General features: G+C 62.3%; 11 protein-coding genes. 1 reads left to right on the top strand and 10 read right to left on the bottom strand.

Features of this window, described 5'->3' with window-relative positions:
- Nucleotides 1-92: 92 nt before the first annotated feature.
- From lpdA to NDB2M4_RS19395, 7 genes are all read right to left on the bottom strand, one after another.
- Complete coding sequence (gene lpdA, locus NDB2M4_RS19425) at nucleotides 93-1,526, bottom strand: dihydrolipoyl dehydrogenase (protein WP_348533048.1); 1,434 nt, start codon at nucleotides 1,524-1,526, stop codon at nucleotides 93-95.
- Between the two features lie 19 nt (nucleotides 1,527-1,545).
- Nucleotides 1,546-2,835: a 2-oxo acid dehydrogenase subunit E2 gene (locus NDB2M4_RS20545; RefSeq protein ID WP_072378017.1), complete on the bottom strand. Its 1,290-nt coding sequence runs from the start codon at nucleotides 2,833-2,835 to the stop codon at nucleotides 1,546-1,548.
- Between the two features lie 25 nt (nucleotides 2,836-2,860).
- A complete protein-coding gene (gene aceE, locus NDB2M4_RS19415) occupies nucleotides 2,861-5,524 on the bottom strand; it encodes a pyruvate dehydrogenase (acetyl-transferring), homodimeric type (RefSeq protein WP_072378015.1) in 2,664 nt (887 codons plus the stop codon).
- 152 nt (nucleotides 5,525-5,676) lie between these two features.
- Nucleotides 5,677-8,049, bottom strand: coding sequence for a xanthine dehydrogenase family protein molybdopterin-binding subunit (locus NDB2M4_RS19410; protein WP_072378013.1), 2,373 nt, complete (start codon nucleotides 8,047-8,049; stop codon nucleotides 5,677-5,679).
- Nucleotides 8,050-8,051: 2 nt separating this feature from the next.
- Nucleotides 8,052-8,504, bottom strand: coding sequence for a (2Fe-2S)-binding protein (locus NDB2M4_RS19405; protein ID WP_072378011.1), 453 nt, complete (start codon nucleotides 8,502-8,504; stop codon nucleotides 8,052-8,054).
- Nucleotides 8,486-10,330: a PQQ-dependent dehydrogenase, methanol/ethanol family gene (locus NDB2M4_RS19400; RefSeq protein WP_210186570.1), complete on the bottom strand. Its 1,845-nt coding sequence runs from the start codon at nucleotides 10,328-10,330 to the stop codon at nucleotides 8,486-8,488. The genes NDB2M4_RS19405 and NDB2M4_RS19400 overlap by 19 nt, the downstream gene beginning before the upstream one ends.
- A 52-nt stretch (nucleotides 10,331-10,382) precedes the next feature.
- A complete protein-coding gene (locus NDB2M4_RS19395; protein WP_083556613.1) occupies nucleotides 10,383-11,000 on the bottom strand; it encodes a QcrA and Rieske domain-containing protein in 618 nt (205 codons plus the stop codon).
- Nucleotides 11,001-11,597: 597 nt separating this feature from the next.
- On the opposite strand from NDB2M4_RS19395, the gene NDB2M4_RS19390 reads away from it, so the two are divergent.
- The gene (locus NDB2M4_RS19390) at nucleotides 11,598-12,944 is read left to right on the top strand and encodes a porin (RefSeq protein WP_072378009.1); all 1,347 of its coding nucleotides are present in this window, start codon (nucleotides 11,598-11,600) and stop codon (nucleotides 12,942-12,944) included.
- 103 nt (nucleotides 12,945-13,047) lie between these two features.
- Here NDB2M4_RS19390 and NDB2M4_RS19385 read toward each other — a convergent pair whose 3' ends face one another.
- The 3 genes from NDB2M4_RS19385 to NDB2M4_RS19375 are packed head-to-tail and all read right to left on the bottom strand — an operon-like array spanning nucleotide 13,048 to nucleotide 15,905.
- The gene (locus tag NDB2M4_RS19385) at nucleotides 13,048-13,680 is read right to left on the bottom strand and encodes a LutC/YkgG family protein (RefSeq protein WP_072378007.1); all 633 of its coding nucleotides are present in this window, start codon (nucleotides 13,678-13,680) and stop codon (nucleotides 13,048-13,050) included.
- Between the two features lie 6 nt (nucleotides 13,681-13,686).
- A complete protein-coding gene (locus NDB2M4_RS19380; RefSeq protein ID WP_072378005.1) occupies nucleotides 13,687-15,108 on the bottom strand; it encodes a LutB/LldF family L-lactate oxidation iron-sulfur protein in 1,422 nt (473 codons plus the stop codon).
- A complete protein-coding gene (locus NDB2M4_RS19375; RefSeq protein ID WP_072378003.1) occupies nucleotides 15,108-15,905 on the bottom strand; it encodes a (Fe-S)-binding protein in 798 nt (265 codons plus the stop codon). The genes NDB2M4_RS19380 and NDB2M4_RS19375 overlap by 1 nt, the downstream gene beginning before the upstream one ends.
- Between the last annotated feature and the right edge of the window lie 10 nt (nucleotides 15,906-15,915).

The following is a 15,915-nucleotide window of genomic DNA, read 5'->3' as shown; positions in this document are numbered from 1 at the left end:
TTGCGAAATGAGTCATTGAATGACGCGCGCGGTCATTGGCTTTCGCAATTGGCGAAGTTGCTAAAGGCTTTCGGCTTTCGGCGCGCTTTGCGCTAGGGCTTACGGCGCGGGGCGGGCATCAGGTCGGTGATGGTGCCTTCGAACATCTCCGCGGCCTGAGCAATCGTCTCCGACAGCGTCGGATGGGGATGGATGGTGGCGCTGATGTCGGTGGCGTCTGCGCCCATCTCGATGGCAAGCGCGGCTTCTGCGATGAGATCGCCGGCGTTAGGTCCGGCAATACCGCAGCCTAGGATGCGATGCGTGTCGGGATCGAAGAGGATCTTGGTGAGGCCATCGTCGCGGCGCAGAGACAATGCACGTCCTGAAGCCGCCCAGGGAAAGCTTGCCTTCTCGTAGCGGATGCCATTGGTCTTGGCCTCCACTTCGGTGAGGCCGACCCAGGCGACTTCCGGATCGGTGTAGGCAACGGACGCAATCACGCGGGCGTCGAATGCGGATTTCATGCCGGCGGCGACTTCCGCTGCAACCTTTCCTTCGTGCACGGCTTTGTGAGCAAGCATCGGTTGGCCAACGATATCGCCGATGGCGAAGATGTGCGGAACGGTGGTGCGCATGCGGCGATCGACCGGGATGAAGCCGCGTTCGTCGACTGTGATGCCAGCGCTTTCGAGCCCCAGCGTCTTGCCGTTCGGCGCGCGGCCGACGGCGACGAGAATTTTGTCGAAGCTCTGCGGGCCGGGGGCGTTGGCCCCGGCGAAGGTCACGGCAAGTTTTTTGCCGGATGCATCGACGCTTGCGACTTTGGTGCTGAGCAGGATGGCGGCGTACTGCGACTTGATCCGCTTCATCAGGGGCTTGACGATGTCGGCATCCGCGCCGGGAATGATCTGATCCATCATCTCGGCGATGGTGATGCGCGTGCCGAGCGCGTGATAGACGGTTGCCATCTCCAGACCGATGATACCGCCGCCGATGACGAGCATCGTCTCGGGAATATCGGTGATTTCGAGAGCGCCGGTGGAATCGATGATGCGCTCATCGGATGTCGGCAGGAACGGTAGCCGTAAGGGCTCCGATCCGGCGGCAATGATCGCCTGATCGAAGGTGATGTGTGTGATCTCGCCGGCGGCGTCGGTGACCTCCACGCTATGGGCGGACACGAAGCGCCCGGTGCCCGTTACAACTTTGACGGCACGCTGTTTGGCCAGCGCTGAAAGGCCACCGGTCAGGCGTTTGATGACGTCATTCTTCCATCCGCGCAGCTTGTCGAGATCGACCGACGGCGCGGAAAATGTAACGCCGGCGGTGCTGAATTCCTCGGCCTCATCGATCACCTTGGCTGCGTGCAGCAAGGCCTTCGATGGGATGCAGCCAACGTTGAGGCATACGCCGCCAAGCACGGGTGAGCGCTCGACGAGCGTGACTTTCTTTCCGAGGTCTGCGGCGCGGAAAGCGGCAGTGTAGCCGCCGGGGCCGGCGCCGAGCACGAGGATCTCGGTCTGCAGTTCTGACTGGTTTGGCATTGCGCTGGGACTGGCTGGCTCAGAGGACGAGTTGGCGGACATCGCCGAGCACTTCGGCGAGGCGACGCGTGAAGCGTGCGGCGAGCGCTCCGTCGATGACGCGGTGATCGTAGGAGAGGCACAGAGGCAGCATGAGGCGCGGCTCGAAGCTGTCGCCATTCCAGACGGGGGTCATGCGGGCGCGGACCACGCCGAGGATCGCCACCTCCGGCGCATTGACGATGGGAGTAAAGTTGGTGCCACCGATGCCACCCAGACTAGAGATGGAGAAGGTGGCGCCTTGGATGTCCGTGGGGGCGATTTTGCCGTCGCGCATCTTTTGCGAGACGTTTGCCAATTCCTGACTGAGCTCGATGATGCGTTTGCGATCTACATCCTTGATCACCGGCACGACGAGGCCATCCGGTGTATCCACGGCGACGCCGATGTTGAAGTAGTGCTTCAGAATTAGCTCTTCGCCGGAGGGAGACAGCGAAGCATTGAACTCGGGATGCTGCTTCAAAGCGGTGACTGTCGCCATGAGCAGGAACGAGAGCAGCGTGACGCGGTAGCCTTTGTCTTTCGCCGCAGCATCGAGCTGTTTGCGGTACACCTCGAGCTCGGTGATGTCGGCCTCGTCGGTGTGCGTGACGTGCGGAATGTTGAGCCAGGCGCGGTGGAGGTGCGGCCCCGACAGCCGCTTCATGCGCGACAGCGGCTTAGTGCTGATGGGGCCGAACTTTGCGAAGTCCTGCGCGGGGATGGCCGGTATGCCAGCGCCCGAGGAGGCAGCGGCGCCCAGTGCGCGTTTGACGTCGTCCTTGGTTATGCGGCCTTTGTCGCCGGTACCTTTGAGCTTCGTCGGGTCGATGTCGAGTTCTCTCGCGAGTCGACGCACCGACGGACTGGCGTAGATGCTGCCGAAATCGGTGGGTGCCGGGAACGGGCCCGCATGGCCATTGCCGTTAGACGTGGCAATTGGAGATGGCGCCGCCGGGTTCTGATCTGCTGGCTTGCCGGGCGCTGTTGCGGATGCGGCAACAGCGGTATCGGCGATTTGTGCGGTGTCGCCCGCCGTGCTTGCGGCGGCACCTTCGGGCAGAAGCTTGAGGATGAGACTGCCCGCGCTCACCTTGTCGCCGACGCCGATGTTGATCTCAGCGACGCGTCCCGATGACGGGGCCGGGACTTCCATCGTGGCCTTATCGGATTCGAGCGTGATCAGCGGATCTTCGGCGCGAACGCTGTCGCCGGGTTTCACCAATATCTCGATGACGGGAACGTCGGCGTAGTTACCGATGTCAGGGACCCTGATTTCGATCGTGTTCATAGCTGTCTGGTCCACGTTGTGCGGGTCATGCCTTCACCGGATTGGGTTTGTCGGGGTCGATGCCGTAGCGTGCGATTGCGTCGGCAACGACGGTCGATGGAAGCTTGTTCTCGTCCGCGAGCGCCTTGAGCGCCGCGACGGCGACGAAGTGGCGATCAACCTCGAAATGGAAGCGCAACCGGCGGCGATAGTCGGAGCGGCCGAAGCCATCTGTGCCGAGTACGCTGTAGGAGTACGGCACGAAAGCGCGCACCTGATCGGCGAAGGCTTTCATATAGTCGGTCGAAGCGATGGCAGGGCCGGCCGGTCGATCCGACATGACGCGCGTGATGTAGGGAACACGGGGGGTCTCGAGCGGATGCAGTAGGTTCCAGCGTTCGACCTCCTGGGCTTCGCGTGCGAGCTCGGTGAAGCTGGTAACGCTCCAGATGTCGGCCCCGATGCCGAAGTCCTTTTCAAGCAGCTCTGCGCCTGCGATCACCTCGCGCAGGATCGCTCCCGAGCCCATCAGGTGAACGCGGCGGCTTCCCTTCTCGCCCTCAGTGCTACGGAGAAGATAGATGCCCTTGATGACGCCTTCCTCGACGCCTTCGGGCATCGCCGGGTGGGCATAATTCTCGTTGAGGACGGTGAGGTAGTAGAAGACGTCTTCCTGCCGCTCGATCATGCGCTGCAGACCGTTCTGGATGATGATGGCAAGCTCGTAGGCGTAGGTCGGATCGTACGAGATGCAATTGGGGATCGTGGCAGCGAGGAGATGGCTGTGCCCGTCCTCGTGCTGCAGGCCCTCTCCGTTGAGGGTCGTGCGGCCTGACGTTCCGCCGATGAGGAACCCGCGAGCGCGGCTGTCGCCCGCTGCCCAGGCAAGATCTCCCACGCGCTGGAAGCCGAACATCGAATAGAAGATGTAGAAGGGGATCATCGGGAAGTTCGAGGTGGAGTAGCTGGTGGCTGCAGCAATCCACGATGACATGGCACCCGCTTCGTTGATGCCTTCCTGCAGCATCTGCCCGCGGCTGTCCTCCTTGTAGAACATCAGCTCTCCGGCATCGGAGGGACGGTAGAGCTGGCCGACCTGACTGAAGATGCCGAATTGGCGGAACATGCCTTCCATGCCGAAGGTCCGGCTTTCATCCGGCACGATGGGCACGATGCGGGGCCCGAGGGTCTTGTCGCGCAGCAGAGTGGAAAGCACGCGCACAAAGGCCATTGTGGTAGAGATCTCGCGATCCTCGGTGCTTTTCAGCTGACCTTCGAACAGCGACAGCGCGGGAGCGGGAAGGCTCTCCGAGCGCCGGCGCCGCGCGGGCAAGTATCCGCCCAAGCGATCGCGCCGCTCCTTGAGGTAGCGCATCTCCTCGGAATCTTCGGCGAAGCGAATGAATGGCAGCTTCTCGATTTCAGACTCGGGCACCGGAACCTGGAAGCGGTTGCGGAACTGGCGCAGGGCATCGATCTCCATCTTCTTCTGCTGATGGATGATCATCTGCGCTTCGCCAGCGTTGCCCATGCCGTATCCCTTGACGGTTTTGGCAAGGATGACAGTCGGCTGTCCGCGGTGCTCGACGGCGGACTTGTAGGCGGCGAACACCTTCGAGGGGTCATGGCCGCCGCGCGTCAGCTTCCAGATGCGCTCGTCGGACCAGTCGGCGACCATCGCGGCGGTTTCGGGATAGCGGCCGAAGAAGTTCTTGCGGATGTAGGCGCCGTCTTTTGATTTGAAATCCTGGTAGTCGCCGTCGACGCACTCTTCCATCAGCTGGCGCAGCTTGCCGGACGTGTCGCGCGCCAGAAGCTCGTCCCAGTTCGATCCCCAGATGACCTTGATCACGTTCCAGCCGGCGCCGCGGAAGTTGCCCTCCAGCTCCTGGATAATCTTGCCGTTGCCACGCACAGGGCCGTCGAGCCGCTGCAGGTTGCAATTGATGACGAAGATGAGGTTGTCGAGCTTCTCGCGCCCGGCGAGCGAAATGGCGCCGAGGCTTTCAGGCTCGTCCATTTCGCCATCGCCGCAGAAGACCCAGACGTGGCGCCGGTCAGTGTCGAGCAGCTCGCGGCCTTTTAGGTACTTGAGGAAGCGCGCCTGATAGATCGCCATGAGCGGGCCGAGGCCCATGGAGACAGTCGGGAACTGCCAGAAATCCGGCATCAGCCAGGGATGGGGATAGGAGGAGACGCCGTTGCCATCGACTTCCTGGCGGAAGTTGCAGATCTGCTCCTCGGTGAGACGCCCTTCGAGGAATGCGCGGGCGTAGATGCCGGGCGAGGAGTGACCCTGCATGAAGACAAGGTCGCCGCCGTGTGTCGCGGATGGTGCGTGCCAGAAATGCTCGAAGCCCGTGTCGTACAGCGTCGCCGCAGACTGGAAGCTGGCAATGTGGCCGCCCAGCTCGGATGAATCCTTGTTCGCACGCAACACGATCATGGCTGCGTTCCAGCGGATGGCCGAGCGAATGCGATGCTCGACGTCGAGGTGGCCCTCGTGCTTGGGCTCCTGGTCGGCAGGAATGGTGTTGACGTAGGCGGTGCGCGCTGCAAACGGAAGCTTGGCGCCGGAGCGGCGGGCCTCATCGACGGCTGTTTGCAGCACCTCGTCGGCGCGATGCGTTCCATCGAACGCGATGACAGAGGAAATCGCGTCCAACCATTCGCGCTCTTCGCGCAGCTTGTCGTTCGCTTCGTTCTGCATCGTCGGTGGTCCTCGAATTGTGGTTACGAAAGCCGCACGTCACCGCGGCGTCGTGCATGCGTCATGCAACACGACAGCGGGAAGCCGCAGATTTCGCGGTCATTGGGGATGCCGCTTCAGCGGCATCCCGGTCTCGGTGGGGTGGGCGGTTGCTATGCCTCTAGCTTTTCCCCAGTGGGCAAGCTGCGCAGCCGCTTGCCAGTGGCAGCGAAAATCGCGTTGCAGAGTGCCGGAGCGAAGGGCGGTACGCCGGGCTCACCGACTCCCGTTGCGTGGTGCGTCGGAGACGTCGGTTCGATGATGTGCACATTGACCTTCTGCGGGAAGTTCCCCATGCGCGCGACGGAGAAATCGCCGAAGTTGGACTGCTCGGCGCGTCCGTCCTTGAAGGTGATGCCACTGTACATCGCTGTCGACATACCCATTACGGCTGCGCCTTCAACTTGCGAGCGAATGCGCTCGGGGTTGATGTAGAAGCCGCAATCGATGGCGGTCGTGACCTCCGGAACGCGAATGGTGCCATCGTCGTCGATGGCGACGTGCACGACCGACGCCACGTAGGTGACGAACGAGCGGTGGACCGCGATGCCTAGACCTTGCCGGTCGGGGAGCTTTTTGCCCCAGCCGGCTTTGTCCGCGGCGACGTTCACGACGTTCTTCAAGCGTGCGGTGTCGATGGGGAACTCCGGATAAGGCTCGCCGTAGTTCCAGAAGTCCTCCGGCATGCCTGCGGTTTTGATGTCGATGACGCGGTCTGGGCCGATCATCTCCAACAGCATGTCCTTGGGATCGCGGCCGAGCTTATGGGCGAGCTCGGCGACGAAGGACTGCACCGCGAATGCGCGCGGGATATTGGACACCGAGCGGAACCAGCCGATGCGCGTGTGTGCGAAGGCCTGTCCGTTCTCGCAACGGATGTTCGGGATGTCGAACGGCATATCGACAAAGCCCATGCCGTATTCGATCTTGAACTGGTAGCCGCTGTCCTCGGCGAAGGTCGACAGGATCGACGGAGCAACCGTGCGATGTCTCCAGCCGGTGACCTTCCCGGCCTTGTCGAGCGCGACCTCGATCCTCTCTGCCGAGGTGGTGTGATAGAACGCGTGCTGCAGGTCGTCTTCGCGCGTCCATTGCACGCGTACAGGCTTGCCGCCGAGCGTCTTGGAAAGCTGCACGGCTTCGATGGCGAAGTCGCACTTCGATTTGCGGCCGAAGCCACCACCCAGCAATGTCACGTGGACAGTCACGTTTTCAATCGGCACGCCCATCGTCTTGGCGATGTCTTCGCGCGTGCCATAGGGGCTCTGGACCGGCGCCCAGACCTCGATCTTGCCGTCGACGATGCGCGCGAGGGCAACGGGCGGCTCCATAGAGGCTTGGGCGACGTGCTGCTGTGTGTAGTCGGCTGCGAACACTTCGGCTGCGTTGGCGAAGGCTGCGTCGGCATCACCCTGGCTGCGGATCACCTTCCCGGGTTTTGCCGCTGCCGCGATCATGGCATCGCGATAGGCCGGGGAGTTATAGACGGCGTTCGGGCCATCCTCCCATTCGATCGCGAGCTTCTCGCGGCCCTGCAAGGCTGCGTAGGTCGAGTTGGCAATGACGGCGACGCCGCCGAGAGGAGCGAACTTTGCCGGTGCTGCCCAGCCTGCCATTTCGTGCACGGCTTCGACGCCCGGTACCTTCTTGGTCTCGGTCGCATCGAACTTCTTGACCTTGCCGCCAACGACAGGCGGGCGCGCGATAACGGCGTACTTCATGCCGGGAAGGTGCACATCGGCGCCGTAGATCGCCTTGCCGACCGTTATGTCGTGCAGGTCGACGATCTGCGTCTTGCCCTTGCCCATGTAGCGGAACTGGCTCGGGTCTTTGAACGTGATCTGATCGGGCCGCGGCACTGCCATCGCCATGGCGATGGTCGCAAGTGCGCCGTAACCGATCTTCTTGTCGGTCTCGATGAGCTTGCCGTCGGGGCCTTTGGAGAGTTGGATGACCTCGTGGTTCGACGCTTTGCACAACGAACGGTCGACGCCCCAATGAACGGCGGCTGCTGCTTCGAGCATGAAGCGCATGGCCGCGCCGCATTCGCGCATCGGCTGGATGAAGTGGCGCACGCTGCGAGAGCCGTCGGTGTCCTGGTTGCCGTAGCGAGGCTCATCGCCCGGTGCCTGGATGACGCGCACGCGCTGCCAGTCGGCTTCCATCTCATCGGCGACAACCATGGGCAGGCTGGTGCGTGCGCCCGTACCCATCTCGGAGCGATGGGCGACGATGGTCACCTGGCCGTCCTTGTCGATAGCGACGAAGACATGCGGATCGCTGACAACACCGTGCGGCATGCCGGCTGCGCCGGTCGGGTAGGCTTCATATGCGTTGGCCGCACCGGGGACGATCTGCAGCGCCAGGGCAACGCCCGAGGTCTTCAACACGCCGCCGATGAAAGAGCGCCGGCTGACGTTCTCAAGAATGGCGCGCACCGGCGGGTTGCCCGCGGGGCCGCTTTGCTTTTCGAAATAGTGCAACATGATCAGACGCCCCCCGCTGCTGCGCGCACGGCAGCGTGAATGCGCTCATAGCATCCGCATCTGCATATGTTTCCGGTCATCTCGTCGACGATTTCTGCATCCGTCGGAGCGCGGTTCTTGGCGAGCAGAGAAGCTGCCTGCATCATCTGGCCAGCTTGGCAGAATCCGCACTGGGGAACGTTCAAGTCACGCCATGCCTGTTGCACGGGGTGATTACCGTCGGCGCTCAACCCTTCGATCGTCGTCACTTTCTTGCCGGCTGCTTCGCTGACCGCCGTCTGACAGCCGCGGACCGCTGTGCCGTCGAGATGCACGGTGCATGCGCCGCAAAGACCTACTCCACACCCGTATTTCGTGCCGGTAAGGCCGAGTTCGTCACGCACGAACCAAAGCAGTGGCGTGTTGGGGTCCCCGTCGAATTTTATTTCTTTGCCGTTTACGCTGATGGTGAGCATTGCTGTCCTCCCTTCGCTCCCGAGAAGTCGCCCGCTGCTGCCTGCTCAAATTCCCCGACCCGCGCTGCGAGAGTTGCGCGGGTCGGGGCTGTTTCAAAGATCACTCGCCGAGTGCGAACACCCAGATCGATCCGCCTTCTGGAACCGACTTCTCCCAGCCGACCTGATCGTGCATCTTGCCCTGGATCCCACTGGGCATCAACACCCCAGCCAGAGACAACGGCGATGTACTGCTTGCCGTCGATCGAGAAGCTGCTGGGCGGAGAAATGATGCCCGACGGCGTGGGGAACTCCCAGAGCAGCTTGCCGCTCTCGCCGTCGTAGGCGCGGAACATGCGGTCGTTGGTGCCGCCCACGAAGACCAATCCACCGGCCGTCGTCAGGATCGAACCGAAGTTCCAGGAGTGCTTATAGGTCTGGCGCCAGACTTCCTTGCCGCCATCGACGCTCCATGCCTGGACGCCGCCAATGAAGGGGAAGTTGTCGTCGACCTTGAGGTCAAGCTTCTTGATATCGACGCCTGCCGACCACTGGCCTGGCAGAACAGGCTGGATCATGCCGGTCAACGTCATGCAGTGATTGTCGTTGAAGGGCACGTACAGCATTCCGGTTTTGGGATTGTACGCCTCATACGGCCAATCCTTGCCGCCCCAAAGGCTCGGGCAGTAGGTTGCCGTCTTGTTGGTGCCAGGCTTTGCGTCCTCGTTATAGGTGGGACGTCCCGTCTTCGGATCAATGGTCTTGAAGACGTTGTTCTTCACATAGCCTTCGGACTTGTCATAGCTGATCTTGCCCTTGGCATCGCGATCCAGCCAATAGAGGCGGCCGTTGCGCTGGGCGCTGATGAGACCAGGAACCTTCTTGCCGTCACGATTGAACTCGACGAGTGTCGGAGCATTCATGCCAGCCCAGTCCCAGGAGTCATTCCAGTGATACTGGAAGTGACTGATGATCTCGCCGTTGTCCGGGTTGAGTGAAACGACCGAGGCGAGATAGAGGTTGTCGCCTGGACGCTGATCGCCGAGCCACGGTGCGCCGTTGCCCACGCCCCAGTAGATGACTTCATTCTTGGCGTCGTAGTTGCCGGGCATCCACATGGTGCCGCCGCCGTTCTTCCAGGCGTCTTTCCAGCGACCTTCCTGCGGCCAGGTTTCAGAGCCGGGTTCGCCGGGGGCCGGAACCGAGTAGCGAGTCCAGGCGAGCTTGCCCGTCTCGGCGTCGAATGCCTTGACGAAGCCGCGCACGCCGAATTCACCGCCCGACGGGCCGACGATGATCTTGCCCTTCACGGCAAGAGGAGCGGAAGTGATGTAGGCGCTTTCCTTCTCCCAATCGCAGACGGGAGACTCCCAGACTTTCGTTCCGGTCTTCGCATCGAGAGCGGTCAGAACGCAATCGATGCCCGCAACGTAGACCTTATCGCCCCACAGCGCGACGCCGCGGTTCGTCATGTGCAGCGCGCCGAAGCCCTCAGGCAGCTCGCGCTGGTACTTCCACAACGAGCGGCCAGTCTTGGCATCGAACGCCAGGACCTGGTTGCGCGGCGTGGCGACGAACATGTAATCGCCGTTGACGATGGCGGGTGCCTCGTGACCCGAGGCGACGCCGGTGGCGGCGGACCAGACCGGCTTCAACTTTGCGACGTTCGAAGTGTTGATCTGGTCGAGCGGCGAGTAGCTCCAGCCCTCATAGTTGCCCTTGGCAAGGAGCCAGTTCTCTGGCTCCGGATTGGCAAGGCGCGCATCGGTGACCGGCTTGTAGTCGGCCGCGTTGAGCGCCGATGCGATCGTCAATGCGAGCGCAGCGACGGGTAGTCGTAGTGTCATCGTGTCCTCCCAATTTTTTCGATTGATTTGGTGTGCGGCAGTTTTCTGCCGCTCACGCGGCTGGCGGTCCGATCGGGCCGTCCAGCTTCCCTGCAACCACCAGCGCGCCATCGGTGATGGCGACTGGCAGCATGGCTAGTTTGCGCGTGGCCGGTCCGTGTGCGACGGCGCCGTCGTTGCCGACGTCGAATGTCGAGCCGTGGCAGTTGCAGACGATCATGCGCTTGTTTTCGTGGATGCTCGTGATCGGGCAGCCGTTGTGTGTGCAGACCGCCGAGTAGGCGACGATCCCATCGGCCGAGTGCGGCTTTGTCGATGGTCCGATTTCGTCTTCCTTCAGCCGAACAAGCAAAAGGAGACTGGCGCGCGACTGAATGACAGTCTGCGTCTTCGGGTCCATCGGATAGACGAGAACCGGGGGCTCACCGAGCTTGACGTCGGCGGGGTTCACAACCTTCCCCTCGTTGTCGCCTGTCATGTAGACGAGGTGATCGCCCGGTTCAGGGCGTGAGCGCTTGGACTCAGCGAACGCCGACGATCCAGAAAGCATCTCCGTGGCTGCCGCACACCCGGCAAGCGCGAGCCCCTTCACAATCGCGCGACGCCCGACTTGGCAAGCGCATTCCCCCTCTCGGCCGGCACTGCTGCCGGTCGTGGTGTCCTTCGGCATCCTCACTCCCCAACCTTTGTTCTTACGTGCTTGACGTGGGAATCCGGCGGGCTCACCGCCGCAACCGGACCCTTCACGAGTAGTTAAAGGCACAAACCGTGCCAACCGGGCCAGTCGCGACGTTCGATGCCCAATCAGGCACGTTCGCACCGGATTCTCGGGCGTATCGACGTGGGCTGCTGTGCAGCCCACACCTGATGGTTGCAGTGCACGCGTGTCCGCGGACAGCGGAGCGTTACACGCAGGGCGCTGATCTGTCACAGCACCGGGCCCGTCAGGGTCATGTGCATCTCACCCGGAGGCGAGCTGCGCGTTACTCCGGCGCAACAGATAGAAGAGAGAAGTGGGCGCTCCACGGCCTCGTGCGGTTGTCACCTGTGTGCGCCGATTGCGGAAACACGTGGGTTTCTCTCTGCGAGCTCGCGGCAACTAGGTTCGATGATGCTCGTAGCGCGCCTCGTGGTGCGGTGTCACCGCAATAGTTGGCATACGCCTTGCCTTACTCGTTCTTCGTAAGCGTGCCCGCGTCATGCGTTCGGGTGCGCAAATGAGTACGCGACCCGTCAAGTCGTGACAGTATTTGTAGGAGTAAGCGTAATGCGTGGGGGAAGTCGTGCGCTGTGCTGCGCCGTCGTGATGATGGCAGCAGGCGCGATCCAAGGCGGTAAGGCCTCGGCCGCAGATCTCGGTGGCGATTGCTGCTCTGATCTGGAGGAGAGGATAGCGGAACTCGAGGCGACGACCGTGCGAAAGGGAAATCGGAAGGTCTCGTTCTCGATCTCGGGCTTCGTCAGCCAGCAGGTCATGTACTGGGACGATGGCAACGAGAGCAACGTGTACGTCAACGGTCAGGCGCCTGACCTTGCTACGCGCTTCACATTCGCCGGTGAGGCGATCATCAGCCCGGGTTGGAAGGCAGGCTATCAGCTGACGGTTTCGCTCGATGCGACTGACGCTTTGCTGGTCGATCAGAACACTTCGAATGCCGGCACTGGCATCGATCTCATCCACTCAAACTGGTACCTGCAGAGCGACAAGCTCGGCCGCGTGACAGTCGGCAAGCAATCACACGCCTCGGACAACGCGGCGCTCGATTCCGACCTTTCGGGCACGCTGATTGCCGCAAACACCGTGACCTTCGATGGCGCCTCGTTCCGCTTGCGGCCGAAGGGTGGTCTTTCGGGCGCTGCGGGCCTTTCGACTGCCACCTGGTGGGATCTTGCATTCTTCTGCCAGTCGACACAGCTCGGTATCGGCGGCGACTGCGCCGGCGACCGTCGCAACGCGATCCGCTACGATACGCCAACCTTCGGCGGCCTCGTGCTTTCAGCGTCCTGGGGCGAGGATGATTTCTGGGATCTGTCCGCCCGTTGGAAGGGCGAGTGGCAGGACTTCCAGCTGGCACTGAGCGGCGCTTACACGTCGGCTTCGGATCCGGCCTTCGGTGACGCCACCTACGCGCAGGTCGGCGGCTTCATCAAACACAATCCGTCCGGACTTTGGGTGCACGCGCTCTATGGTGAGGAAGGCGCGTCGCTGCCAGGAACGCAGGATGATTATCACTACTACATCAAGGCCGGTCTGACGCAAAAGTGGGTCCCACTCGGCAACACGCACATCTATGGCGAGTACGGACAGAACCGCGATATGCATGCCTCGTATCCGGCGGGCAGCGCCAGCCTGTGCGCAGACTTCTTCGGCGTGGGCGGCAGCATCAGCGACTCTTGCAGCAGTGCCGCCGACACGGACGTCACCTTGACGGGGACGGATGCCTCGCGCATCGGCGTCGGCCTCGTGCAGGATATCGATGCGGCCTCGATGCAGCTTTGGGCGAAGTGGCGTATGCACCAGCTCGAAGCGACCTACGTGGACGGCGGCGTTGCCGGAAAGCAGAAGTTCGAAAGCTTCAACATGGGCATCGTCGGCGCGATCATCTTCTTCTAAGCGCTGGATCCTCCGAACTCCTCGCGCAGCCTCGGGGGCGACTTCGGTCGCCCCCTTTTTTTATCCGTGAGGGTGATGGGCAGCCCGCGCGAAATGCGCCCGGTCAGGCATCTATGACAATGAGATGCACGCGCTTGGGGCCATGGGCGGGGCGCACGATGATACCGCCGACGTCGGCGGTGCGCGATGGCCCTGAGATGACGTTCACAGCGCGCGGCCAGTTCTCGAGCGCCATGCGGGCCCAGACATCTTCGGGATGATCGACGACATCTTCGGCGCGCAGCACGATGACGTGCATATCGGGAAGAAAATTGAGGGTTGTGGGATTGTCTGGCGCTGAGGCGACGACCACGCTACCTGTTTCGGCTATGCCGGCCAGCGCCTGCGTCACACATAGTCGCTCGACGTGGCGTCCGGGGCCGTAGTTGATTTTCCAGTCCGCGGGCCAGCCGAGGCTCTGAATGGCTTTGGCGACGCTGATGTCGGGTGTTTCATCGTCGGGCATGAGAGCGCGCACAGCCGAGACGAGCAACTGCTGCGAAGCAAGGCGTTCAACAGTGAAGTTGTTCGCGATGACCTTGGTAAGAAACTGCGACATGCGCTCGGCGCCGAGAGCAACCTTGGGTCCGCTGGGTCGCTGGTCCATGCGTGCGTCGAGCAAGGCGCGATCGTGTTCCGATGCATGGCTTTCACCGAGCGCCGATCGGATGCGCTGCAGGATCTTGTCGCGTCCCAAAGACTGCTACCCTTGCTTTTTTGATTTTGCCCAGGCGGCATGGAATGTCGTGCCTTGGGGTGCTGGCATATCACGTCCGGTGGTCCATCCGGAAGCGAGAGGCAGGCGACGAAAGCGCCCGCTCGAGCGGCCCAACAGTGCGCCGATGCCGACCAGCGTGCGCGTCACTGCGTGGTAGAGTTTGGGGCGTGTTGCCAGCCAGGCCCATGCATCGATGCCCCAGCGTGCCTTGCCACGGATAAAACCTTCTTCCCACTGATCGTGGCGGAGATGGCGCAGCATGTCCGGCAGAGGAATCTTGACCGGGCAGACTTGCTGACAGCGTCCATTCAGCGTGCACGCGTGCGGCAGCTCCTGCGCCTTCTCGTGCCCCGCGATCATGGGGGTCAGCACTGCGCCCATGGGGCCGGGATAAACCCAGCCATACGCATGTCCGCCGACCGAGAGATAGACCGGGCAATGGTTCATGCAGGCGCCGCAGCGAATGCAGCGAAGCATCGGCCGGTAAGCGCCCTCGAGCATTTTCGTGCGGCCATTGTCGACGAGAACGACGTGGTATTCCTCAGGCCCATCGAGATCGCCCTCGCGCCGCGGACCCGTGGAGTAGGTGACGTAACTCGTCACGTCCATGCCGAGCGCGCTGCGTGCAAGGAGGCGCAACAGCACGGAAGTGTCGTTCAGCGTCGGTACAACTTTTTCAATGCCGGCGGTTACGATGTGGACGCGCGCCAGCGTCGAGGTCAGATCGCCGTTGCCTTCGTTGGTGACGATGACGTTGGAGCCGGTCTCGGCGACGAGAAAATTGGCGCCTGTGATGCCAACGTCCGCGGCGAAGAACTTGCCGCGCAGAACCGACCGCACCTGGCCGATCAACTCGGCGGGGTCCTCAACGTGGTGCTCAAAGCCGTACTGGCGATGATGCTCGTGAAAGAGCGAGGCGATCTGGCTCGTCGTCTTATGGATCGTCGGCATGACGATATGGCTCGGCGCTTCCTTGGCGAGCTGCACGATGTATTCGCCGGCGTCCGTCTCGATTACCTCGAGGCCGTCGGCTTCCAGTGCATCGTTTAAGCCGATCTCCTCCGACACCATGGACTTGCCCTTGGTGACGGTCTTGGCGCCAACGCGCGCGCAGATATCCCGGATGATGCGGCAAGCGTCCTGCGCATCCGAGGCCCAGTGGACGTGGCCGCCGCGGCGGACGACTTCAGCCTCATAGCGCGTGAGGTAATAGTCGAGGTTGTCGAGCGTGTGGTCCTTGATCGCGCGGCCTGCTTCGCGCATCGCCTCGAACTCGGGGAGAGCCGAAACGGCGCGCGCGCGTGCAGCCACGAAGCCGCCCTTGAGGCTTCCGATCGAGCGCTGGAGGTTCTCATCGGAAAGGGCTTGCGCAGCGCGCTGCTGGAAGCCCTGCGGTTGGGCGCTCATCAGGTCTTCTCCGCTTCGCCGATGCCCGGGCCCTTGGCCATACCTGCAAGCACCTCGGCGGCGTGGAACACGCGCGTCGTCTTGCCGAGGCGCTTCAACCTGCCAGCAATGTTCAGGAGACACCCGAGGTCTCCGCCGATGACGGTGTCGGCGCCGCTCATGTCGATGTTCCCGACTTTGTCGGAGACCATCTTCACGGAGATATCGGGATACTTGACGCAGAATGTTCCGCCAAAGCCGCAGCAGGTTTCGGCGTCCTGCAACTCGCGCAGTTCAAGACCGGCGACGTCCGAAAGCAGCTGTCGCGGCTGCGCTTTGATGCCGAGCGTACGAAGGCCCGAACAGCTGTCGTGATAGGCAACCGTGCCCGCGTATGAGATGCCCTCGACACGGACGTGAAGGACATCGCTGAGGAAGGACATCAGCTCGTAGCTGCGTTGACTGAGCGAGTCAGCGCGCGCGCTCCATGCCGGGTCGTCCTTGAGCATCTCGGGATAGTCTTTGCGGAGCATCGACATGCAAGAGCCCGAGGGGCCGACGACATAGTCGAATTCGCAGAACGTTTCGATGACCTGCTTGGCGATGCGTCGCGCAGCTTCGGTATCGCCGCTGTTGTAGGCAGGTTGCCCGCAGCAGACCTGCTGTGAGGGCACCTCGACAATGCAGCCAGCATCCTCGAGGAGCTTGATCGCAGCAAAGCCCACGCTAGGGCGGAAGAGGTCGACGAGACACGTGACAAACAGCGCCACCCGCGGCGGAGACGTCGATGAACCGGAGGTGGGTTCTGGCTGAGACATGAAATTCGTC

The organism is Hyphomicrobium sp. NDB2Meth4 (genome assembly GCF_900117445.1).
In the GTDB taxonomy this organism is placed as follows: domain Bacteria; phylum Pseudomonadota; class Alphaproteobacteria; order Rhizobiales; family Hyphomicrobiaceae; genus Hyphomicrobium_A.
Note: the sequence above shows the minus strand (reverse complement) of the source record. Positions and strands in the feature narration are given on the sequence as shown.